This is a genomic window from Neotamlana nanhaiensis (assembly GCF_000943555.1).
GTDB classification, from domain to species: domain Bacteria; phylum Bacteroidota; class Bacteroidia; order Flavobacteriales; family Flavobacteriaceae; genus Neotamlana; species Neotamlana nanhaiensis.
In genome coordinates this window covers 679,459-704,100 of the sequence record NZ_JTDV01000001.1, presented here as the reverse complement: position 1 = coordinate 704,100, position 24,642 = coordinate 679,459, and the positions used below count along the sequence as shown (strand labels likewise).

The 24,642-nt window shown below is 35.1% G+C and carries 13 protein-coding genes; all 13 read left to right on the top strand.

Annotated elements, in window-relative coordinates:
• The 13 genes from PK35_RS02760 to PK35_RS02700 all read left to right on the top strand — a co-directional run bounded on the left by PK35_RS02760 (position 1) and on the right by PK35_RS02700 (position 24,626).
• Positions 1-876 (top strand): mechanosensitive ion channel family protein, encoded by an 876-nt coding sequence (locus PK35_RS02760; protein WP_044625086.1) that lies wholly within the window; start codon positions 1-3, stop codon positions 874-876.
• Between the two features lie 3 nt (positions 877-879).
• A complete protein-coding gene (locus PK35_RS02755; RefSeq protein WP_044625085.1) occupies positions 880-2,043 on the top strand; it encodes a sigma-54-dependent transcriptional regulator in 1,164 nt (387 codons plus the stop codon).
• A 6-nt stretch (positions 2,044-2,049) separates the two neighbouring features.
• Positions 2,050-6,162: a hybrid sensor histidine kinase/response regulator gene (locus tag PK35_RS02750; protein WP_044625084.1), complete on the top strand. Its 4,113-nt coding sequence runs from the start codon at positions 2,050-2,052 to the stop codon at positions 6,160-6,162.
• 76 nt (positions 6,163-6,238) lie between these two features.
• A complete protein-coding gene (locus PK35_RS02745) occupies positions 6,239-7,564 on the top strand; it encodes a BNR repeat-containing protein (protein ID WP_044625083.1) in 1,326 nt (441 codons plus the stop codon).
• A gap of 6 nt (positions 7,565-7,570) precedes the next feature.
• Positions 7,571-8,716, top strand: coding sequence for a glycoside hydrolase family 88/105 protein (locus tag PK35_RS02740; protein ID WP_044625082.1), 1,146 nt, complete (start codon positions 7,571-7,573; stop codon positions 8,714-8,716).
• 296 nt (positions 8,717-9,012) lie between these two features.
• Positions 9,013-12,141: a beta-galactosidase, LacZ type gene (gene lacZ / locus PK35_RS02735; protein ID WP_044625081.1), complete on the top strand. Its 3,129-nt coding sequence runs from the start codon at positions 9,013-9,015 to the stop codon at positions 12,139-12,141.
• A gap of 128 nt (positions 12,142-12,269) precedes the next feature.
• A complete protein-coding gene (locus tag PK35_RS02730) occupies positions 12,270-15,512 on the top strand; it encodes a SusC/RagA family TonB-linked outer membrane protein (protein ID WP_044625080.1) in 3,243 nt (1,080 codons plus the stop codon).
• Between the two features lie 12 nt (positions 15,513-15,524).
• The gene (locus tag PK35_RS02725) at positions 15,525-17,492 is read left to right on the top strand and encodes a RagB/SusD family nutrient uptake outer membrane protein (protein ID WP_044625247.1); all 1,968 of its coding nucleotides are present in this window, start codon (positions 15,525-15,527) and stop codon (positions 17,490-17,492) included.
• Between the two features lie 14 nt (positions 17,493-17,506).
• Positions 17,507-18,724: a DUF4959 domain-containing protein gene (locus PK35_RS02720; protein WP_044625079.1), complete on the top strand. Its 1,218-nt coding sequence runs from the start codon at positions 17,507-17,509 to the stop codon at positions 18,722-18,724.
• 18 nt (positions 18,725-18,742) lie between these two features.
• Complete coding sequence (locus tag PK35_RS02715; RefSeq protein ID WP_044625078.1) at positions 18,743-19,936, top strand: DUF4998 domain-containing protein; 1,194 nt, start codon at positions 18,743-18,745, stop codon at positions 19,934-19,936.
• A 127-nt stretch (positions 19,937-20,063) separates the two neighbouring features.
• Positions 20,064-20,852: a glycoside hydrolase family 16 protein gene (locus PK35_RS02710; RefSeq protein ID WP_052825801.1), complete on the top strand. Its 789-nt coding sequence runs from the start codon at positions 20,064-20,066 to the stop codon at positions 20,850-20,852.
• 15 nt (positions 20,853-20,867) lie between these two features.
• Positions 20,868-22,085: a fibronectin type III domain-containing protein gene (locus PK35_RS17055; protein WP_052825800.1), complete on the top strand. Its 1,218-nt coding sequence runs from the start codon at positions 20,868-20,870 to the stop codon at positions 22,083-22,085.
• Positions 22,086-22,193: 108 nt separating this feature from the next.
• Entirely contained in the window at positions 22,194-24,626 is a 2,433-nt protein-coding gene (locus PK35_RS02700) for a glycoside hydrolase family 2 TIM barrel-domain containing protein (RefSeq protein WP_044625077.1), read from the top strand.
• Positions 24,627-24,642: the final 16 nt, after the last annotated feature.

Here is a 24,642-nt window from a genome sequence, read left to right as displayed (position 1 = left end):
ATGACTCAAGAATTAAATAAAATAGAAGAAAGTATTACTAATAGTAATCTTTGGGAAAGCATTAAAAACTTTCTGAATCTTCATATTGATTTCACTGAAAAAATCAGCGTTTCTATTCTTGATTTTATTATTGTAACAACCGCTATTTTTATAACAACCATTTTTTTGCGAATAGCATTAAAGGTTATTACGCGCAATCTTCCCGAGAATGATAAACTTAAATTTAATGTTGTTTATGGGTATTTTAGGTGGCTCGTTTACCTCATTATTTTATTAATAACCTTGCACTCCGTTGGGGTAAATGTTACCGCAGTTTTTGCAGCATCGGCGGCCTTATTAATAGGTATTGGTTTGGCTTTACAAACCTTGTTTCAAGATATCATTTCTGGGGTGTTTATATTAATAGACCAAAGTGTTCATGTAGGTGATATTATTGAAATTGATGGTAAAGTAGGTCGTGTTGAAGAAATAAAACTACGAACCACTAGAGCGGTAACCATCGATAATAAAGTACTGGTAATACCAAACCATTTGTATTTAGAAAACAGTTTGTTTAATTGGACGCAAAATGGCACAACCACACGAGAATCGGTTAATGTTGGTGTCGCTTACGGAAGTGATGTACAACTCGTGAGAAGGTTGTTAATACAAGCGGCAAGCACGCATCCAGATGTGTTAAGCGAACCAGAACCTACTGTTATTTTTACCGATTTTGGTGATAGCTCACTAAATTTTAAAATTGTGTTTACTTTAAACGATAGTTTTAAGGCCACTTTTCCTAAAAGTGATATCCGATTTGAAATTGATAAACTTTTTAGAGAACATAACATAAGTATACCGTTCCCGCAAAGAGATATTCATATTATAAATAAATAAAATATGTCAAAAATATTAGTAATAGAAGATGAAGCTGCAATACGTCGTGTATTGGTTAAAATACTTTCTGAAGAAAATGATACCTATAAAGTAGATGAAGCAGAAGACGGTCTTTCGGGTATTGAAAAAATTAAGAATGACGATTTCGATTTGGTGTTGTGTGACATTAAAATGCCAAAAATGGATGGTGTTGAGGTACTTGAAGCTACTAAAAAAATAAAACCAGAAATTCCTTTTGTAATGATTTCTGGTCATGGCGATTTAGATACCGCTGTAAACACCATGCGCATGGGAGCTTTCGATTATATATCAAAACCGCCAGATTTAAACCGATTATTAAACACCGTACGCAATGCTTTAGATAGAAAAGAGTTGGTTGTAGAAAACAAAATTCTAAAGAAAAAAGTAAGCAAAAAGTACGAAATGATAGGTGATAGTGTTGCAATTGCTCAAATAAAAGATATGATTGACAAAGTAGCACCAACCGATGCACGCGTGCTAATTACTGGCCCAAATGGAACAGGAAAAGAATTGGTTGCGCATTGGTTACACGAAAAAAGTGAGCGTGCAAAAGGCCCGATGATAGAGGTGAATTGTGCCGCAATCCCATCAGAATTAATTGAAAGTGAATTGTTCGGTCATGTTAAGGGCGCATTTACAAGTGCGAATAAAGATCGTGCAGGTAAATTTGAAGCAGCCAATGGCGGTACTATTTTTTTAGATGAAATTGGAGACATGAGTCTATCGGCTCAAGCCAAAGTATTACGAGCGTTACAAGAAAGTCGTATTCAACGTGTTGGTAGCGATAAAGATATCAAAGTTGATGTACGCGTGGTAGCAGCTACCAATAAAAACCTCAAAAAAGAAATTGAAGATGGCAAGTTTCGTGAAGATTTATACCATCGTTTAGCGGTTATTTTAATTAAAGTACCGGCTTTAAACGATAGGCGTGAAGATATTCCGTTATTAGTGAATCATTTTTCAGATAAAATAGCTTCAGAACAAGGTACAGCTAAAAAAACATTTTCAGATAAGGCTATAAAATTACTACAAGATTACGATTGGACAGGAAATATTCGTGAGTTACGAAATGTAGTAGAACGTTTAATTATTTTAGGAGGCGCAGAGGTTAGCCAACAGGATGTAAAGGCTTTTGCTTCAAAATAATGATTTATGATTCTCTCAACAGGTATTAAAAAAGTTTGGTTTTTGGTTTGTTTTGCCTGTGTTTCACTTTTAGGAGCACAAAACAAGTCCTCACAACACCGCGCGGTGGAAGATGAACTTACTTTTTATTTACTAGATGTTGAGTTAGGACTATCAAACAACGGAATAAATAGTATTGAGCAGGATAGCTTAGGTTTTATTTGGGTGGGAACGCCAGAAGGTTTAAACCGATACGATGGTACACAGTTTAAAGTTTTTAAAAAAGGCAATACCCCAAATAAATATCAATTAAACGATAATTTTATTCATAAAATTCAGTTGGTCGATAAGCATCAGCTGTATATTGCCACCAACGAAGGTTTAAACATTTACGATTTTAAACAAGAAACATTTCAGTTTTTAAACACCAGTAATGGCTTGCTTGGTAGTAATAATGTAAGCTCTTTTTCAAAAAGTACCTCTAATCTTATTTTAGGTGTTTACAATTACGGTGTGCAAGTGTCATATAATCAGGGTGATACTAATTTATTTGAACATAGCCCAAATAACCCAGAAACCTTATCGTCTAACCAAGTGTTATCGGTGCTTCATCAAAACGATTCTGTGGTTTGGGTGGGAACAGAAAAACATGGTTTAAACAAAATCAATTTAAACACTAAGAAGGTTAATCGGGTACCAATTCAAAATCATTTAAATTTAAGAATAAATCAACTTTATACCGATAAGCAAAATAATCTTTGGATTGGTAGTAACGAAGGCGTGCATGTGTTTACCACGCATGGCGACACTTTAAATATTAAAAAATCTAATACCGAAGGTGTAGGTTTAAGCGATAATAATGTGTTGTGTTTTGAGGAAGATAACAATAACCAAATGTGGATTGGTACCAGAAATGGCGGTTTAAACATTTTAAATACCAGCAGTTTTTTAAATAGTAATACCATAAAAACACAATGGTATTTACCACAAGACGATGGCTCCAGTGTGTTTAACAGAACGGTTTTAGCATTAAAACTAGATTGGGATAACAATATGTGGATTGGCACTAGTACAGGCCTAAACTATGTAAATCCTAATGGTGAACCTATAAAATTACTTCGAAAAAACAGTTCAAAAAAGGAAAGTATAGGTCATGATCGGGTTGGTGCTTTAACCGAAAGTTTCAACCAAAATATTTGGATTGGTACCGATGGCGCTGGATTAGATTTACTAAACCCTAAAACAGGAACAATTAAGCATTTTGTGCACCATGCTAACGATGCCAAAAGTTTAAGTAACGACTACATTATTTCACTGTTAGAAGATAGTAAAAACCGCCTTTGGGTAGGCACCTATCAAGGAGGTTTAAATAAAATGGACATAAAAACAGGTCGTTGTAAGCATTATCTTCAAGGAGATATTACTGAAGGAAGCGATGTTCGTGTTATTTTTGAAGATGCAAAAGGAACTATTTGGGTTGGTACAAACCGTGGCGGATTATACAAATACAATGAAAGCACAGATACTTTCTCGTTTGTAAATGTACTAGGTAAAATTGATGTTAGAGATATTAGTGAAGACGATAAAGGCTATTTTTGGATGGCAACTTACGGTAATGGTATTTTAAAGTATAACCCAACTACTAACGAAACGTTTTTTTATAACACATCCAATATTAGTACGTTTAAAACAAACCTTATTTACAGCATTCTGGCTTTGTCAAGTGGCAATGTTTTGGCAGGCACATTAAACGAGGGTTTGTTGCTTTTAAACCCTGTACAAAATACCGTTAAGGCTTTTACAGAAGCAGATGGTTTAAGCAATAATACAGTGTGTAGTATGGTGTTAGAAGATGCCACTAGTATTTGGTTAGGTACGCATCGTGGTATTAGTAATTTCGATCCTTCAAGCAATACAATTTACAACCTTAATACGTATACCAACATTCAACAGGGTAAGTTTAATATTGGCTCTAGTTTAATTACAAATTCCGGAGTCTTATATTTTGGAGGCGACAAAGGCTTAAATGTTTTTAATCCTGAAAAGCTTAAAATTGAAGCGGAAAAGCATCCTATTGTTATTGAAAAATTAGAAGTTTTAAATAAAGAAGTTCAGGTAAATGAAAGCTTTAACGATAATGTTATTTTAAATAATTCAATACAATTTCAAGATCACATTGCTTTAGATTATCATCAAACATTCTTTTCGTTAGATTATGTGAGCTTAAAATATCCGTTTGTAAAAAACACAAAATACGCCTATAAAATTGATGGTTATCAAGACCAATGGGTAGATACCGATGGTACTGGAAAAGTGAATTTAATTAATATGCCACATGGTAAGTACGTTTTAAATGTAAAAGCGAAATTTGGATCGGGCGATGAAATTATAAAAAAGTTAAACATCACTGTAAATCCGCCATTTTGGAAAACACTTTGGGCTTATTTAATATACTTAGTGGTTTCATCATTGTTGTTATACGCCATACTAAAATATTTAGCCGAACGTATTACACTATTAAATTCGTTGTCTTTCGAGAAAAAACAGCGTCAATTAGAACATAATTTTAACGAAGAGCGCATCCGTTTTTTTACCAGTTTTTCGCACGAATTAAAAACGCCATTAACACTTATTCTTGCACCGTTAGAAGATTTATTAAGCGAAATTACCTTGTTAAAACATAAAAAAAGTTTACAGCTTATTCAAAAAAATGCTAATCAGCTATTACAATCCATTAACAGATTGTTGGAGTTTAGAAAATCTAATTTAGGTTTAAGTAAATTACGTATAGAAAATCACAACTTAACCGAGTTGTTAGAGCAATGGGTAAATAATTATTTTCCGTTAGCAAAAAAACGAGGTATTACGCTCTCATTTAAATTACCAGACGAGAACTTTTATGCTTGGTTCGATTTAGAAAAAATGCACATTATAGTCAATAATTTGCTGTCAAATGCTTTTAAATACACGCCAGATAATGGTAAAATAAAGCTGAGTTTGGACTATAATGAAAATGCCTTTACGATTAAAGTTAAAGATACTGGCTATGGAATAAGCGAAAGCGATTTAGAACTTATTTTTGAGCGTTATTACCAATCGCCATCAACCAATAGTAAAAATGGATTAGGTATTGGTTTAGCTTTATCTAAAAACTTTACCGAGTTGCACATGGGCACCATAAATATTAAAAGTGAACTTAAAAAGGGAAGTACATTTTTAGTAACCATTCCAAGAGATAAAAGCTTGTTTAATAATGTTATTATTGATGGCGAAAATACGAAACAGGCGCGTTTAGATACGCTCGAAAAAACGGAACTAATAGCCGATGTTGAGCCAAATAAACCAACTAATCCTAACTTAAATTTAAACGACAAAAAGCAGCTTATTTTATTGGTTGATGATAACCCCGATATTTTAAGTTATTTAGATACTCTGCTCGATGGACAACACGATTTAATTTATGCCAATGATGGAGAAGAAGGAGTGCAAAAAGCAATGCAGTATATTCCGGATTTAATAATCTCGGATGTTATGATGCCTAAAATGAATGGTTTAGAGTTGTGTAATAAATTAAAAGAAAATATTGAAACCACGCATATTCCAATTATACTTTTAACAGCTAAAGGAAATACCGAAAGTATTGAAGAAGGCTACATGTATGGTGCCGACGATTATATTACCAAACCATTTAGTGGCAAAATTTTACAAGCTAGAATACAAAATATACTTGAAAACAGAACACAATTACGCAATTACTTTTTAAATAAAAATAGCGCGATTACGCCCATAACAAATAATGGCTTAATCCAGCAAGAAAAAGAGTTTTTAATAAAATTAGAGGCTGTAATTTTAGAGTACCTTGATTTAGAAAAAGTCGATGTAAAATTAGTATCAACGCAAATGGGTATGAGCCGTACATCTTTATTTAGAAAGTTAAAAGCTATTACGGGACTTAATATTAATCAATACATCCGAAAAGTAAAAATCGATAAGGCGGCAGAACTTATTAGAAGCGGTAATTACACTATCGCTCAAGCTTCATACGAGGTTGGTTTTAAAAACGTGAAATATTTTAGGAAGTTGTTTAAAGAACAATTTAACTATTTGCCATCAAAATTATCAAAAAATAAAACCGTTTAAGGCCGTTTAATGGACAATTTGTCCCCCGTGAATTTAAATTGAAACCAAGATATTTGTTTCGTAAATAATTTATAATTTGTATTTAAATAATTCATTTAAAGCCATTGCATTTTTAGTTTGTTTAATAATTTTTAGTGCATGTTCGCAAAAAATCACGCAAACAACGGTAGGTTTAGGTTGGGGAAATAATTCTGTAAACACAGTAAAATTCAGGAAAAACGCTATAACCAGTTTCAACGGTTATCAGTTTACAGCCTATTATAATCCTGATAAATTTTTAGTTTTAGCTAAGCGTAAGCAAAATTCAAAAAATTGGGAAATACACCAAACGCAGTATAAAGGCAATACTAACGATGCTCATAACAGCATAAGTATTGTAATTGATGGTGACGGATTTTTACACGTAAGTTGGGATCATCATAACACCCGCTTACGTTATGCCAAAAGTGTACAGCCAATGGCACTAAATTTAGGTGATGAAATGCCAATGACAGGATTACAAGAAGATAAAGTAACCTACCCAGAATTTCACAGTTTACCTAAAGGAAATTTATTGTTTTTGTACCGATCGGGCGAATCGGGAAGAGGTAATATGGTTGTTAATAGTTACAACTTGAAGTCAGAAAAGTGGACGCAACTACACAGTAATTTAATTGATGGTGAAAACAAGCGAAGTGCTTACTGGCAAGCATGTGTAGATAATAAAGGAACACTGCATGTGTCATGGGTTTGGCGCGAAACTTGGGGTGTTGAAACTAATCATGATATAGCTTATGCACGTTCGAATGATGGCGGTTTAACTTGGGAAAATTCAAAAGGACATTCCTATGAATTACCAATAAAATTAAATTCTGCCGAATATGCTTGTAAAATTCCTCAAAATTCAAACTTAATAAATCAAACCTCTATGACGGTTGATGGCGTTGGAAATCCGTATATCGTTAATTACTGGAATGATGCTGCCAAAATTCCGCAGTACCAAATTGTTTATTTAGAGAATAATATTTGGAGAACCCTAAACACAGGTTTTAGAACTCAAAGTTTTTCACTTGGTGGTGGAGGTACAAAACGTATTCCTATTTCCAGACCTTCAATTTTGGTGGAAGATTTAAAAGATGATAAACTTATAACAGTTATTTTTAGAGATGAAGAACGCCAAAACAAAGTTTCGCTGGCACAATCATTATTAAACAAACCATCTTGGAAAATTACCGATTTAACAAAAACCTCGTTGGGGCAATGGGAACCTAATTACGATGCTGCTTTATGGCAATCAAAAAAAATATTGAATATTTTTGTTCAAAACGTCACTCAAATTGATGGTGAAGGTTTGGCGGAAAATCAATCCTCACCAGTAGAAATTTTAAGTGTATCAAAAATCAATCAACTAATTACAAAATAAATCAAAATGAAGTCTTTAAAATATAGCTGTCTATTTCTTATCCTAATTTTATCGAGTTGCAAAAGCAGTCAGAATTATATAAAAACGGCGAAAATAGAACATTTCAAAGCAGATGTTATTGGCATTATAAATAAAGTGAATAATCATTGGCAAAATACACATGCTAAACCAGGTAATGCATTTTGGCATGTTTCGGCATATCATACAGGAAATATGGAAGCTTATAAAGTTACAAAAAATGATGCTTTTCTACAGTACTCATTAGATTGGGCAAACCATAATCAATGGATGGGCGCTAAAGGAACCGATAAATCCAAATGGCGATATAGCTATGGTGAAAGCGATGATTTTGTACTGTTTGGCGATTGGCAAATATGTTTTCAAACTTACGTTGATTTATACAATTTTACAGGAGCAAACGATGAAAGTAAAATAGCTCGGGCCCTTGAAGTTATGGAATACGAAATGAGCACCAATAAAAACGATTATTGGTGGTGGGCAGATGGCTTATACATGGTTATGCCAGTAATGACTAAGCTTTACAATGTTACAGGTAACGACATGTATTTGCAAAAACTTGATGAATATTTAGAATATGCCAATAGTATTATGTACGATGCCGATGCGCAATTATACTACCGCGATGCAAAATACGTGTACCCTAAACATAAAAGCGCTAATGGAAAAAAGGACTTTTGGGCACGTGGCGATGGTTGGGTGTTTGCAGGTTATGCCAAAATTATTCAAGATTTACCTGATGGAGAGCAAAAAGAGAAATACATAACACGTTATAAAAAAATGGCCGAAGCTTTAGCGAACTCACAGCAAGCCGAAGGGTATTGGACACGCAGTATTCTCGATGCCGAACATGCACCAGGACCTGAAACCAGTGGTACAGCCTTTTTTACTTATGGTTATTTGTGGGGTATTAATAACGATATTCTAGATACAGCTACTTATTTGCCCGTGGTAAAGAAATCATGGGAATATTTAACTACAGTAGCACTTCAAGAAAATGGTGCGGTAGGGTATGTGCAGCCTATTGGAGAAAAAGCCATTCCTGGTCAGGTGGTTGACGTGAATTCTACTGCCGATTTTGGTGTTGGAGCCTTTCTTTTGGCAGCATCAGAAATGTATCGTTTTTTAGATTAACACTGTCTCTTTGTATATAAATTAAAATGTCAGTTTTAAAATTTTTGTTTTTAGTTAGGAGATAATCAAATCTTTGTAAAGCCTAGTAAAGCCTAGTAAAGCCTAGTAAAGCCTAGTAAAGCCTAGTAAAGCCTAGTAAAGTCTAGTAAAAACCGTTAAAATTTTAAGATTTGCACATTTTGTATCTCTAAAAATGTCAATTTGTACCCCTTGAAAAATTGACTGTTTGTTGAAATTTGAAAATATTCTACAAGTGTAAATTTAACACTTTAGAAACTAACTATTAAAACTAAATAATGACCAAAACTTTTTTAACATCAGTATTAATATTGTGTGCCTCATTAATTATTGCGCAAAGTAATAATGAATGGGAAAATCCTAATATTGTTGAGAGAAATAAAGTAGAAGGAAGAGCTTCTTTTATTCTGTATCAATCTGAGGCTTTAGCAAAAACAAATCATCCTGAAGATTCAAAATACTTTAAAAGTTTAAATGGTGAATGGTCATTTAACATTGTAAAGCACCCAGACCAACGTCCGCAAGATTTTTATCTTACTAATTTAAATGATACTGGTTGGGATACTATTGAAGTTCCATCAAACTGGGAATTACAAGGTTTCGATACGCCTATCTATACCAATGTTACCTATCCGCATCCTAAAAATCCGCCATATATTGACGGCGATTATAATCCTGTTGCAAGTTATCGTAAAACCTTTACGATTTCCGAGGAATGGAAGGATGAAGAAATATTTGTAAACTTTGGTTCCATAGCAGGGTATGCTAGAATTTTTGTAAACGGTAGCGAAGTTGGTATGAGTAAAGCATCAAAAACAGCTGCCGAATTCAATATTACTAGTGTTGTAAAGCCAGGTGAAAACTTAATCGCAGTGCAAATTACGCGTTGGCATGATGGTAGTTATCTAGAAGATCAAGATTTTTGGCGCTTAAGCGGATTAGAACGTGATGTATATTTACATGCGACTCCTAAAAAAACAATTTGGGATTATTTCGTTACTGCTAATTTAGACGAAACATATATCGATGGAATTTTTAATATCAATGTCGATTTAAAACAATTTGAAGGCAAATCGCCTAAAAAGCAAACTTTAGAATTATGTCTTTTAAATGCTGAAGGAAAGAACGTTTTTAAAGAAGAAAAAGAGGTAAAATCTAAAGATGTAACCATTAATTTTAATACTGTAATTAATAATGTAACCAAATGGAGTGGTGAAAATCCTTATTTATACCGCTTTGTTTTAACGTTAAAAGATAAAAAGAATACCCAAGTTGTTTCTAAAAAAATAGGATTTAGAAAAGTTGAAATAAAAGATTCTCAACTTATGGTTAACGGCCAACCACTTATGGTCAATGGAGTGAATTTACACGAACATCATGGTGTAAAAGGCCATACACCAGATAGAGAAACTATGCTTCAAGATATTAAAATAATGAAGCAAAATAACATTAATGCGATACGCATGAGTCATTATCCGCACGATCCATATTTATATACATTATGTGACGAGTATGGTATGTATGTGGTTGACGAAGCAAATATTGAAACTCACGCCATGGGTGCTGAAAAGCAAGGTTGGTTCGATAGTAAAAAGCATCCTGCTTATTTGCCTGAATGGGCGCCTGCACATTTAGATCGTATCAAACGCATGTTCCAGCAAAACAAAAACCATACGGCAATTATATTATGGTCTATGGGTAATGAGTGTGGTAATGGTCCTGTGTTTTACGATGCTTATAAATGGCTTAAAGATCAAGATAAAACACGCTACGTACAATTTGAGCAAGCCGCAGAAAACCCAAATACCGATGTGGTTGCACCAATGTATCCAGGTATAAAATATATGGCAGAATATGCTAAAGATGAGACCAAAACCCGACCATTTATTATGTGTGAGTACTCGCATGCTATGGGAAATAGTAATGGTAATTTTCAGGAATACCGTGACATCATGAACACCAACAAAAAAATGCAAGGAGGCTTTATTTGGGATTGGGTAGATCAAGGTTTAAAAACCGAAACCGAAGATGGTAGAATATTTTGGGCTTATGGAGGCGATTTAGGTGGTGAAAAATTACAAAACGATCAAAATTTCTGTGCTAACGGTTTAGTAAGTGCCGATAGAACACCACATCCTGGACTTCAAGAGGTTAAAAAAGTGTTTCAAAATGTAGCTTTTAGCTTAAAGGATAATGTTTTAACGTTGAAGAATAATTACAATTTTTCAAGTTTAAGTAATTTTGAATTTAAATGGCAAGTACTTGAAAATGGTAAAATAATTAAAACAGAAACTTTTACTTCTGATATTAATCCAGGAGAAGAAACAACTATAAAATTAGAAATTCCAGAGGTTAATGCATCAAAAGAATATTATTTAAATGTTTTTGGATATACAAAAACAGCAACAACATTAATTCCTGCAAATCACGAATTAGCAAGAGAAGAGTTTCAGCTTAATTCAGGTTCGTTTTTCGATGCCTCGGAAGACAGCAAAGGTAAATTGAAACATAGTAAAAAAGGTGATAAGCTATATTTTACAACCGCTAAAACCGAAGGTGTTTTTAATTTAAAAACAGGACAATTAGAATCATTTAATTCACTTAACGATTCAGATAATACCTTTTTAGCTTTTCCAGAACCTTATTTCTGGCGCGCACCAACCGATAACGATTACGGTAACAAAATGCCAGAGCGTTTAGGTGTTTGGAAAAACGCTCATAAAGATTTAAACATTACAACTATTGAAGTAGGTAAAAAAACCGATGGTGGTTTGCCTATTAACGTTTCATACGAGTTAACCGATAAAAAAGTACCTTATACTGTTACTTATTTAATAAATAGTAATGGCACTATTTCGGTAACGGCAAGTATCAATATGGAAGGAAAAGACATGCCAGAATTACCACGTTTTGGTATGCGCATGGTAGTAAAAGGCGATTATAGTGATTTATCGTATTACGGTCGCGGGCCTTGGGAAAATTATTCCGATAGAAACACGGCTTCATTTTTAGGTATTTATAACGATGCTGTTAAAAATCAATTTACTTGGGAATATATTCGTCCTCAAGAGTCAGGTTATAAAACCGATGTACGTTGGTTAACCCTTCAAAATAAAAACAATTCAGGAGTATTGATTACCGGAAATCAACCACTAGGTTTTAGTGCTTTAAATATGCCAACCGAAGCGTTAGATGGGGGCAAATACAAAACCCAAACACATCCAACAGATATTAAAGTTGAAACAGATAAAATTTATTTGCACATCGATTTAAAACAACGAGGTGTTGGTGGCGATAACAGTTGGGGGGCTTATCCGCACAGGCAATATCGTTTAGAAAATGACACCTACAGCTTTACCTTTAAAATAGAATTACTTAATAAACAAAATAACTTTAACAATTACTAAACTAAATTTAAAAACAAGCAAACAAATGAATTAAAAAACAAAGACTTAACTAACAAACTTGCAGCAAAAAACTATTGTTGCATTAATTAACAAAAGAAAATTAACTAAATATGATAAAACTAACTAACATGAAAAAAAGTTTATCGTCTGTTACATTTAGTGTGAGGTGTAAATATGTTTTAGCACTTTTTATAAGTATTCTCACTTTAAATATACACGCTTTTAACGATTCTGATATAGAGAGCACGCCGCAACAGCGTGTTATTACTGGTGTAGTAAAAGATACAGGAGGTATGGTTTTACCAGGTGCTAACGTACTGGTAAAGGGAACATCAAATGGTATTATGACCGATTTTGATGGTGAATTTAAATTAGAAATCGACGACAATGCCAAAGTATTGGTAGTATCGTACGTAGGTTTCGAAGATCAAGAAGTAACAATTGGAAGTAAATCGGTATTTACAATCATACTTAACGAAAGTCAAGAAGCCTTAGATGAGGTAGTGGTTGTAGGTTTTGGTACTCAGAAAAAGCAAAGCTTAGTAAGTTCAATTACTTCAATTAGCCCTAGCGAAATAAAAGGGCCAACCAATAACTTAACCAACATGCTAGCTGGTAGAGTTGCAGGTATGGTTGCGTTTCAGCGTAGTGGTGAACCAGGTGCCGATAACTCCGATTTCCTTATTCGTGGTTTAGGATCGTTTGGTTCTGGTAAAGTAGATCCTTTAATTTTAATTGATGGTATAGAATCAAGCGTTACCGATATGGCGCGTTTACAACCTGATGATATTGAAAGTTTTTCGGTATTAAAAGATGCTGCTGCAGCTGCTGTATATGGTGCACGTGGTGCAAATGGTGTGGTACTTATTAATACTAAAATGGGTAAAGCGGGTAAAACAAAATTTGCGTTTCGTACCGAATCACGTATGTCTACCAATACCAGAAACTACCAATTGGCCGACAATTTAACATATATGAATTTGGCAAACGAAGCGGTTCTTACCAGAACACCAGCCGCATCGGTGCCTTATAATCAAAATAAAATTTATAGAACATCAATTGGTGACGACCCGTTGTTATATCCAAGTAATAACTGGATTGATGAAATGATTAAAGATTACACCATTAACCAAAATCATACCATAAGTGCACAAGGTGGTGGAGAAAAGGCAAAATATTATATTTCTGGAACGTATAATGTTGATAATGGTGTGCTTGATGTAGACCCATTAAATAACTTTAATAGTAATATTAAACTTCGTAATTATTCTATACGTTCTAACTTAGATTTAAATCTAACTGAAACTACAAAAGCAATTTTTCGTGTGTACGGTCAGTTTGATGATTATACAGGGCCAGTTGGTGGTGGTTCACGCTTATTCCAAATAGCGTTAAGATCTAACCCAGTAATGTTCCCGAAACGTTATCCTACTAGTTATTTACCTTTTATCGATCACCCATTGTTTGGTAGTGCTCAAGCTAGAGTTAGTGGAACTTTAGGAGGTGATATTTTGGTTAACCCTTATGCAGAAATGGTAAGAGGTTATCAAACGAGTAAGGCCTCAACCATTCAAGCCCAAATAGATTTGAAACAGGATTTGGATATGGTTACTGAAGGTTTGGATGCTAATGTTATGGGCTATGTGCGTCGTTATTCGTATTATGCAGTATCAAGACAATATAACCCATTTTACTATCAAGGTTATATAAATCCATCTACGGGCGATTTAAATATTGGGGTTTTAAATGATGGAGGTCAAGGAAGCATTGGTCTTCCTGGAACAGAATATCTTAATTATAGTGAGGGTGCTAAAAATTTAGATTCTCGTATTTGGTTACAAACCTCTTTAAATTATAACCGTACATTTAACGAAAAGCATGCTGTAACTGGTATGTTAGTTAATGTGTTATCTAGTTACGAACAAGGAAATGCAGGTAACGTTCAATCATCGTTACCACAAAGAAACCATAGTTTCTCAGGGCGTTTAACTTATGGTTACGACGATACTTACATGTTCGAGTTTAACTTCGGTTATAACGGTTCTGAGCGCTTTGCACAAGGTAAGCGTTATGGGTATTTCCCATCGCTTGGTTTAGCGTATCGCATATCTAACGAAAATTATTGGAGTGGGTTAAAAGATGTCGTAACCGATTTTAAATTACGTTTAACTCATGGTTTAGTAGGTAATGATGCTATTGGAGATGTTAACGACCGTTTCTTTTATTTATCTACAGTAAATTTAAATAACGGTACGTATGGGTCTGTGTTTGGAGAGCAATTTGGATATTACAGACCAGGTGTATTTACGTCAAGATATGCTAACCCGAATATTGGTTGGGAAGAATCTAAACAAACCAACGTTGGTGTAGATCTTGAGTTTTTTAATTCATTAACGTTAATAGTTGATGCCTTTAAACAAAAAAGAACGAATATATTAGAGACTCGATCAAACATTGGCTCAACCTTAGGGTTAACGGCTACACCGCAAACAAATTTTGGTGAAATGGAAAGTAAAGGTCTCGATGCAACTTTAGAGTTTAATAAGTCTTTCAATCAAGATTGGTACACGCAATTACGAGGTAACTTTACTTATGCTACCAGTGAAATACTTAAAAAGGATGAAGTTTCTTATCCAGATGAACTAGCTCACCGTTCTGCAATTGGTAATAGTGCTGCACAAGCCTATGGGTATATTGCTGAACGTTTATTTGTTGACCATGAAGAGACTTTAAATTCACCAAGACAATTTGGAGAATATACTGGAGGTGATATTAAATATCGCGATGTAAATGGTGATGGCGAAATTAATGAAAACGATATGGTACCAATTGGTTATCCAACTGTTCCAGAAATTGTTTATGGTTTTGGTGGTACTGTAGGGTATAAAAATTTCGATTTTAGTATCTTTTTCCAAGGTGCTGCTCGCACATCATTCTTTATAGATTCAAATAATATATCGCCTTTTGTTACTGGTTATATAGTAAATGGAAGTGGTGCACGTGTGGCTGACGGTTTAGGTCAAAACGGTTTATTACAAGTTATTGCCGATAGTCACTGGTCTGAAGCTAATAGAGATTCTTATGCCTTTTGGCCTCGTTTAAGTGATACGCCTATTGAGAATAATAATGTTCGGTCTACTTGGTGGATGCGCGATGGTTCTTTCTTAAGATTAAAGACTATTGAGGCGGGCTATAATTTCCCAGATGCGCTTATAAGCAAAGTCGGTTTACAAGCAGCAAGATTATACTTTAGTGGTAATAACTTAGCAGTGTGGAGTAAATTTAAATTATGGGATCCAGAAATGGGTGGTAATGGCTTAGGATATCCTATTCAAGCGGTTTATAATTTAGGTTTAAAACTTGATTTCTAAAAAAATATGAAAATGAGAAAATTTAAAAACAATATAAAATTAAAAACCATAAAGCAAAAATGGTTTAGCATGTCGCTAGTCCTTATAGCTTTATTTGGTATGCAATCGTGCGACGATACGTTTTTAGATGTTGTTCCAGATAACGTTGTAACTATCGATCAGGCATTTAATTTACGTAACGAAGCAGAGAAATATTTATTTACCTGTTATTCATACTTGCCTAAAAATGGTGATGCACTGTATAATATAGGCTTTTTAGCGGGTAATGAAACTTGGATTCCTCCTAACGATGCAGCACTTAACAGTTATGCATTCGATGTGGCTCGTGGTTTACAGCGTACATCAAATCCATACATGGATGCATGGGAAGGACGTTACCAAGGTGGCGGACCAGGAGATAATTACCCAATGTACGATGGCATCAGACATTGTAATGTGTTTATTGAAAACATGGAAGATAGAAACAACGTTCCAGATATTAATGAAGCAGAACGTTTACGTTGGATAGCCGAGGCTAAATTTTTAAAAGCCTATTACCACTATTATTTAATGCGTATGTATGGCGCAATTCCAATTATTAAAGAGGTTATCCCTGTTGATGCACCAGAAGATCAATTACAAGTTTCTAGAGATCCTATTGATGAAAGTGTAGATTATTTAGCAACATTGTTAGATGAGGCTGCAGCAAACTTACCACCACAAATTTTCGATACGCAACAAGAATTAGGTCGAGTTACGCGTCAAGTAGCTTTAGGAATTAAAGGTGAATTGTTACTAATGGCGGCAAGTCCATTATTTAACGGTAACCCAGACATGGCTAACTTTAAAAATAACGATGGTACGGTATTATTTAACCCAACTTACGACGAAACCAAATGGCAAAAAGCAGCCGAAGCTATTAAGGCAGCCATCGATGTAGCTGAAGCTAACGGGCATCAATTATACTACCAAAGTGAGTTTGTTTACGATGTGTCACAAACAGCGAAAACAAAAATTGATATCAGACAAGCCATTTGCGAGCCATTTAATAACGAAGTATTGTGGTCTAACACAAACAGTCGTACTTGGCAATTACAACGTATTTGTATGATGCCATTGTCGGTTGAAGTACCTCATAGAAATGCGAGAATGATTTTTTCTCCAACCATAAGCTCAGCTTCAAAATTTTATACAAAAAATGGTGTGCCAATCGATGAAGATAAAACGTTAGATTATTCCGATATTACAGATTTAAGAGAAGCAGGAGCAGAAGATGCTTTAAACATTGCTGAAGGATACAGAACGTCTATTTTAAACTTCGATAGAGAACCACGTTTTTATGCCGATTTAGGTTTCGATGGAGCTATTTTTTACAAACAAGATAGTAATGCCGATGAAACAGCGTTTCATATCGAATCAAAATTCCAAGATTATGCAGGTAGTTTTGATGCCTTCGATTTTAATATCTCTGGTTATTTCATTAAAAAATTAGTAAATTGGGAACAAGCATTTACAAGCGATGGTGGATCGTCGTATAAAGATTATGCTTGGCCAGAAATGCGTTTAGCCGATTTGTATTTACAATACGCCGAAGCATTAAATGAAGTGTCAGGACCAACGGCCGAAGTGTTACAATATGTAGATGCTGTACGCGAAAGAGCCGGTTTAGAAGGTGTAGCTACATCTTGGCAAAATTTCTCATCAAACCCTAATAAATATACTTCAAAAGAAGGGATGAGAGAAATAATACATAGAGAGCGCACTATTGAATTAGCTTACGAAGGAAAAAACTTTTGGGATGTTAGACGCTGGAAAGAAGCTGTACGAGAATTTAACCAACCCGTACAAGGTTGGAATGTTTTTGGCACATCTGAAGCGGCATATTACCAAGTTTTAACGTTACACCAACAACGTTTTGTGTCGCCAAGAGATTACTTTTGGCCAATTTACGATTTGACATTAATACAAAACCCTAACTTGGTTCAAAGCCCAGGTTGGTAAAAAATTAAATTATTATGAAACAAAAATTAATACAATCCAGCTGGATTATAGTTTTTACGCTTCTTATAACAGTATTTAGTTGTGAAGAAGAGGTTGGGCCACAACCACTTGAAAATAATACAACGCCTCCTGGTATGGTAGAAAATGTTATTATCGAAAATTTACCAGGAAAAGCAAGGTTAGAGTATACACTACCCGATGATGACGACTTATTATACATATCAGCTCGTTATACCCTAGAAAACGGTACCGATATGGAGGTGAAAGCGTCTTATTATCAAAATTCATTACTGCTAGAAGGTTTTAGAGGTCTTTCTCAAGTTGATGTTAATATTTATGCTGTAAACCGAAGCGAAACGAAATCGGCACCAGTAACAGTTACTGTAGAACCTCTTGAAGCGCCTATTTTTGATGTGTATAGATCTATTGAAACAAGTCCAGATTTTGGAGGAATGCGTTTAGAAGCCGATAACCCAACAGAAGAGGATATTGCACTTTTAGTAATGCAAAAAAACCTTCAAGGCGATTGGGAGCCACTACCTAGTAGTATTTATACCTCGGTTAGCGAAATAGGTCAAAGTTTACGTGGTTTCGATACTATTCCGCAAGATTTTGCATTGGTAGTAAGAGATAGATGGTTAAACGTAACCGATACACTTTTTACTCAAGTAAAACCACTTTATGAAACTTTAATGCCTCGTGAAAACATGGCACCAATTACATTACCAAACGATGCCGAATTAATTGCATCGCATACCGAAGTAAGAGACCTATTTAATGGTGGTACTTTAGAGTGGTACGATAGTTATTTTACAAGTCGTACTATCGATGTGGGTAACCACTTAGTAACTTGGGATATTGGTACACAAACTAAATTAAGTCGTTTGCATATTTGGCAATTCTCTGAGCCTATTGGCGGCCAACGTCTGTACTATTACTTAGGCGCTATGCGTAAGTTTAGGATTTGGGGAGCTAACGAGTTAAACGATGGTAATTTAGAAGATGGTACTTGGACAATGTTGGGAGAATTTGAAGTTATTAAACCTTCAGGATTACCTTATGCGCAAGAAGATAATAACGATTTGGTAGCTGCTCAAGATGGTGCCGATTACGAAATTAGTATCGATAAACCTGCAGTGCGTTATTTACGAATAGAATGTATGCTAAACTGGGCAGGCGGACAATATATGGCCGTGTCGGAAGTGGAAGTATATGGTAACCCAGATTTTTAATCGAAAAACATGTTGAAAATGAAAAAACTAAAAAATATAATAACAGCTTGCTGTATTTTGGTTATGGCGGTTGTAATTTATTCGTGTACTAGCGATACCGAATATTTAAAATATACCGAAGGTGGTGAAATTTCATATACGGCGGCTATTGATTCCTTAGAAATTTTTTCAGGACAAAATCGCGTTAGGCTAGAGGGACTTATTATTGGAGATCCTAAAGTAACCGAAGCTAGAGTGTATTGGAACAACAATAGTGATTCTATTTCCATTCCAGTAAGTCGTACTGGAAATGTTGATGCTGTTTCTCAAATTATTGATGGTTTAGATGAGAGTATCTATAATTTTGTAGTGAAAACTTTCGATGCTGAAGGAAATAGTTCTATTCCTGTCTCTCAAACCGCCGAGGTTTTTGGTGATAGATACATTGCTTCCTTATTTAACCGTCCGTTAATTAGTAACATTTTAGTAGGAAATGAACTTGTTATCAACTTTGCTGAAATGGATTTAAATTCTGGTGTAGTTGGTTCAGAAGTGCAATACACAAATACTTCAGACGAATTAGTTACTGTGTTTGTAAATATTACTGAGCCTAGTTTAACTATAACAGATTTTAAAGAAGCATCATCATACCAATATCGTACGGCATTCGTTCCTGTTGAAACAGCAATCGATAACTTCTTTACTGCTTTAGAAGAAGTTAAGCCAGTACCAACACCTGTTTTACAAAATGCAGCAGTACCATTTGTGGCTGCCGAATCTAGCGGTCGTTGGGGAACTCTAGCTGCACCTTGGATAACAAACGATGCTGCTAAAACCCATGATGGTTTAGGTGGCTGGGACGAATGGAACGGTAATGTATTTAATTTAGAATCTGGTTGGGGTGCACCTCATTTTACCGATGGTAAAATTTACCAAGTGGTTAATGCAGAACCAGCAACTTTTTATTTAAAAGTTGAAGTTTTAGGTACTAACCATGCATCAAACGCTGATGGCGCTTATTTTGTAATAACTAAAGGCGATGGTATTCCTAATACTGCCGATGTTGAAACAGCTCCAGAAGTTTTAGGTTATAAAAAAATAGCAGGAGCCGGTTCGTATACAGTAGAATTTACTGTTGATGAAACAACCGATATTTCTGTAGGACAAGTTTCTACCCAAAATGGTGATCATTTCTGTAATATCACTTCTTGGGAGATTATTGTAGCAAATTAGTTTAGTTGCTAAAGTTAGTTTAGAGAAGGATATAAAAAACACTTTTTATGTTCTTCTCTTTCATGTTACAACCATAATGAAGAGAAAAAAAGTTTTAATTTTTACCTGTTTTTGTTTCATTTTTACGATGCCTTCTTTAAAATTATGGGCATTTCAAAAAACAGAATCGAATACCATAAAAACTGTGGTTTATGCCGATGCTACAAGTTTTTCTTCAAAAGAGCAATTTCACTCCAAATGGAACATGCTTTATCCTTGGGGTGCCGAACATAATGGTTCGGCGAAAATGTTTCCTGAAAATGTAAACGTAAAAAATGGAGTTTTAACCATTAAATCGGAATACAATCAAGGAGCAGACGATGGCACGAGTAAACACAATCCGTATTTAAAAATTAATTTTCGCTCTGGAGCAGTTCATTTAAAAGAGCAAATAGTAGTCAATGATAGTTTACCTTATTGGGAAATTAGTGCCGATTTTAAAGCACCAATAGCCTATGGTTCATGGCCTGCATTTTGGATTACAGGGGCTAATTCTTGGCCGCCAGAAATCGATATCCTTGAGTTTAAAGGAAATACAACCTGTCTTCAGAATACAGTTACAGGCCCCGATTGGCGAAATACTATTTGGACGACTGAAACAACAACAGTAACCGATGCCCATACAAAATGGCATAACTACAAACTCATCATAAAAAAAATAGATAGTATAAATACCGAAGTACTCATGTTTATAGATGATGAATTAAAGTCTAAAGAAGTAAAAGACTTTACAAACAAACCTTTCTGGCTCATTATAAATATGCAAATGGAAGGTGCTAGTGGACGCACAAACGAAAATGCCATAGTAAAAAAAGAACCGCAATATTTTTATACAAAAAACATCTACGTAGCAGGAAAAACTAAAATAAAACCTTAACAAACAACACTAAAAATGACTAAAATAAATAAAATTTACTGGAGCATTTTTGTACTATTAATAGCGATATTTTATGCTTGTTCATCAAGTGAAACAACAGATGAACCTGATGAAGAAGAACCAAAAGTAGTTATTAGTATTCCAACTTTAGAAACCTACGATGCCACAAATATAGAATCTACTTCGGCCGCCATTTCAGGAAAAGTTTTAGATAATGGAGGCGAAAGTGTTACCGAACGTGGTATTTGTTTTAGTCAACAAGAAAATCCAACATATGCCGATACAAAATCTTTAGCATCTTCGGTTAGTGGTTCGGGTCAATTTTCAGTAAATATTTCCAATTTAGAAGCTGGGAAAGTTTATTATGCAAGGGCTTATGCGGTAAATAGTGCAGGAGTTGGCTACGGTACTCAAGTTAGTTTTATTACAACGGCAATTATTCCGCCTACACTTAAATTTGGTGATATAAAAGTAGCAGCTGTACACGATATTTGGTTAGATGTTGAAGCACAAAGAGGCGATTTAAATTTCACCGAATTAGGATTAGTTTATAGCGCAAGTTCTAACCCAACGGTTGATGATAATAAAATAACAACCAACGTCGCAATTACCAATTTTAAACAACGTATTACAGGTTTAGATGAGGAAACCCTATATTATTTTAAACCTTATGCCATTACAGAAAACGCTATTACGTATGGCGATGAATTTGCAATTAGCACTATAAAAGCAGGTAATTTTACTTGGTCTTTTTGGTGGGAAGACGATAATGCCGATGCAGAAACCAAAGCAGCTTTCGACAGAATTCGTGATGCATTTGACGAAGCCACTTGGTATTATAATAACTTTACATCTATTGTTAAACATGTTAATGTAAATTACAATACTGGTACGCCAACTGCCGATGCTAATTTTGATGGTTGGATAAACATGGGGCCTAATGCCAGTTACCAACGCACTGGTACAGCAATGCACGAAATGGCACATACGGTTGGTGTTGGTACACACTCAAAATATTGGGAACTTATGCAAGGAACTTGGGAAGGGAGTCGAGCGAACGAAATTTTACAAATGATTACAGATGATGCTTCTGCTACCGTTCGAGGCGATGGCACACATTTTTGGCCTTATGGCATTAATGGCGCTCACGAAGACGATGGGAGCGAAAGTCTTTACATCACACATGCACTAATCATTCAAGGGATGAAACAAGATGGTTTGCCAAGTAACTAAATTTCAGTCGTTCATCCTAAAATGCTAGAATAGTACATAAAATAGGTGTCAAAATCCATATATAAAAATACTAATAAAACATATTTTTGCTTTCAACAAACAAAATTCATGCAATCATTAAAAAAACTTGTATTAGCTGCTTTTATTTCGGTTAATGCGCTCTCTTTTGGTCAAATTTCATTTGGCAAACCAGAAAAAATAAACACCAATTGGAAATTTACGCTTCGCGATGATGTGTCATTTAAAAACCCAGAGGTAGATGACCAAAAATGGCAAACGGTTAATTTACCTCACGACTGGAGTGTAAAAGGCGATTTAAGCCCAACATTAGCAAGTGCAACAGGTTATTTACCAGGAGGTATTGGATGGTATAGAAAACAGTTAGACGTACCTGAAACTAAACAAGGCGAAAAGGTCTTTTTATATTTTGAAGGTGTTTACAATAGAAGTGAAGTTTACATCAACGGACAATTATTAGGCGCAAGACCTAATGGTTATATCTCATTTGCTTTTGATGCCACCGAGCACGTTAAATTTGGAGAAACTAACATCATTTCGGTAAAGGTCGATCATAGCCAAAGTGCCGATTCGCGTTGGTACACGGGGTCGGGTATATACCGAAACGTTTGGTTGGTATACGCGAATCCAATACATATAGAACAATGGGGCGTTTATGCGTATCCTGAAGTTAAAAATAACCGAGGGTCGTTACACGTTGAGGTTGCTGTAAAAAATGAAACAGCTTTAAATGCTAAAATTTCTGTGGTAAATGAATTAATGGATGCTAACGGAAAAACTGTAGCAAAATCTTCAAATGCTATTCAGGTTAATTCAGCTTCAAATGGTTCTATAAATACCGTTTTAAAAGTAAAAAAGCCAAAGTTATGGCAGGTTGAAAATCCTAATTTATATACTCTAAAAACTTCAGTTTACAAAGGTAGTATTCTTATTGATGAAACAGTAACGACCACGGGATTCAGAACTTTTACATTTAACCCCAATAAAGGTTTTGCTTTAAATGGCGAGTGGATGAAAATAAAAGGCGTGTGTTTACATCATGATGCTGGAGTTTTGGGATCTGCCGTACCCAAAGAGGTTTGGAAAAGCAGATTGCAAACCCTAAAAGAAATCGGCGTAAATGCCATTCGTACCAGTCATAACCCGCAAGCGCCAGATTTATACGATTTATGTGATGAAATCGGGCTGTTGGTTTTAAACGAAGCTTACGATGAGTGGGAATTCCCTAAACGCAAGTGGTTAGAAGGGTGGAATGTAGGCACTCCAGGTTTTGAAGGTAGCTATGATATTTTTAAAGATTGGTCTGAAACCGATATCGAAGATTTTGTACGTCGCGATCGCAATCATGTTTCCGTATTTGCTTGGAGTATTGGTAACGAGGTTGATTATCCAAACGATCCATATTCGCATCCTGTTTTAGGTGGTGCAGATACTGGTTTTTCACAGGCTATTTATGGTGGTTACAAAAAAGATGCTCCCGATGCTATGCGATTAGGCGATATCGCAAAACGCTTAGTAGCTGCGGTTAAAAAATACGATAAATCGCGACCTACAACGGCTGGTTTAGCAGGTGTAGCCATGTCTAACGAAACCGAATATCCTGGTGCTTTAGACATTACAGGATATAATTATACCGAAAGTAAATACCAAACCGACCATGAGAAATATCCAAACCGCGTAATTTTTGGAAGTGAAAACAGACACGATATCGAAGCGTGGCAAGCGGTAACGGAAAACGAGCATATTTTCGGGCAATTTTTATGGACAGGTATCGATTATTTAGGTGAATCTGGCCGATGGCCATCACGTGGGTTTTATTCAGGATTAGTCGATTTTTCTGGTCAAATTAAACCTCGTGGTTATTTTAGGCAATCGCTTTGGGCAAGTAAACCTATGGTGTTTTTAGGAACGTACGAAGTACGCAATTGGAACAGAAACAACCTCTCGAAAGATGCATGGCCTTTATGGAATTACGAGCCAAATAAAACGATTCGCGTGGTGTGTTACACCAATGCCGCTTATGCAAAACTGCAATTAAATGGAAATGAAGTTGGCAAATTAAAGCCTTACGATGCAAAAACGGGTATCATTCATTGGGACATTCCGTTTTCTGAAGGCGATTTAGAAGCCGTAGCTTACGATGAGAACAAAAAAGAAGTAGCACGTTATAGCATCAAATCTTCAAAACGACCGTTTAAAATAAGCGCTTCGGTTGATGACGAATTAATCAACAAAAATAGAGGTGTAAAACAAATTCATGTTGAAATTTTAGATGAAGATGGCGTGCCAGTAAAAATATCGGATAACGAAATTACATGTCGAGTGCGCGGTGCAGGTAAATTGTTAGGCTTAGAAGCTGGAAATAATAGTGATATGACAGATTATACCGATAATCATCAGCGTGTTTTCAAAGGAAAAATTAGCGCTTACATTGAAGCTTCAGGAAACGAAAACGACACTATTGATATTGAGTTTTCAAGTCCGTGGTTAGAGTCAGCAACCATTCAACTTAAATTAAAATAAAACCAAAAATACGATA

Excerpts from the sequence above, each read along its gene's own strand:
- PK35_RS02710 (WP_052825801.1), top strand. The coding sequence starts at position 20,064 with ATGCCTTCTTTAAAATTATGGGCATTTCAAAAAACAGAATCGAATACC.
- PK35_RS02750 (WP_044625084.1), top strand. The coding sequence starts at position 2,050 with ATGATTCTCTCAACAGGTATTAAAAAAGTTTGGTTTTTGGTTTGTTTT.
- PK35_RS02720 (WP_044625079.1), top strand. The coding sequence starts at position 17,507 with ATGAAACAAAAATTAATACAATCCAGCTGGATTATAGTTTTTACGCTT.
- PK35_RS02760 (WP_044625086.1), top strand. The coding sequence starts at position 1 with ATGACTCAAGAATTAAATAAAATAGAAGAAAGTATTACTAATAGTAAT.
- PK35_RS02730 (WP_044625080.1), top strand. The coding sequence starts at position 12,270 with ATGAAAAAAAGTTTATCGTCTGTTACATTTAGTGTGAGGTGTAAATAT.
- PK35_RS02715 (WP_044625078.1), top strand. The coding sequence starts at position 18,743 with ATGAAAAAACTAAAAAATATAATAACAGCTTGCTGTATTTTGGTTATG.
- PK35_RS02700 (WP_044625077.1), top strand. The coding sequence starts at position 22,194 with ATGCAATCATTAAAAAAACTTGTATTAGCTGCTTTTATTTCGGTTAAT.
- PK35_RS02725 (WP_044625247.1), top strand. The coding sequence starts at position 15,525 with ATGAGAAAATTTAAAAACAATATAAAATTAAAAACCATAAAGCAAAAA.
- PK35_RS02740 (WP_044625082.1), top strand. The coding sequence starts at position 7,571 with ATGAAGTCTTTAAAATATAGCTGTCTATTTCTTATCCTAATTTTATCG.
- lacZ (WP_044625081.1), top strand. The coding sequence starts at position 9,013 with ATGACCAAAACTTTTTTAACATCAGTATTAATATTGTGTGCCTCATTA.
- PK35_RS17055 (WP_052825800.1), top strand. The coding sequence starts at position 20,868 with ATGACTAAAATAAATAAAATTTACTGGAGCATTTTTGTACTATTAATA.
- PK35_RS02755 (WP_044625085.1), top strand. The coding sequence starts at position 880 with ATGTCAAAAATATTAGTAATAGAAGATGAAGCTGCAATACGTCGTGTA.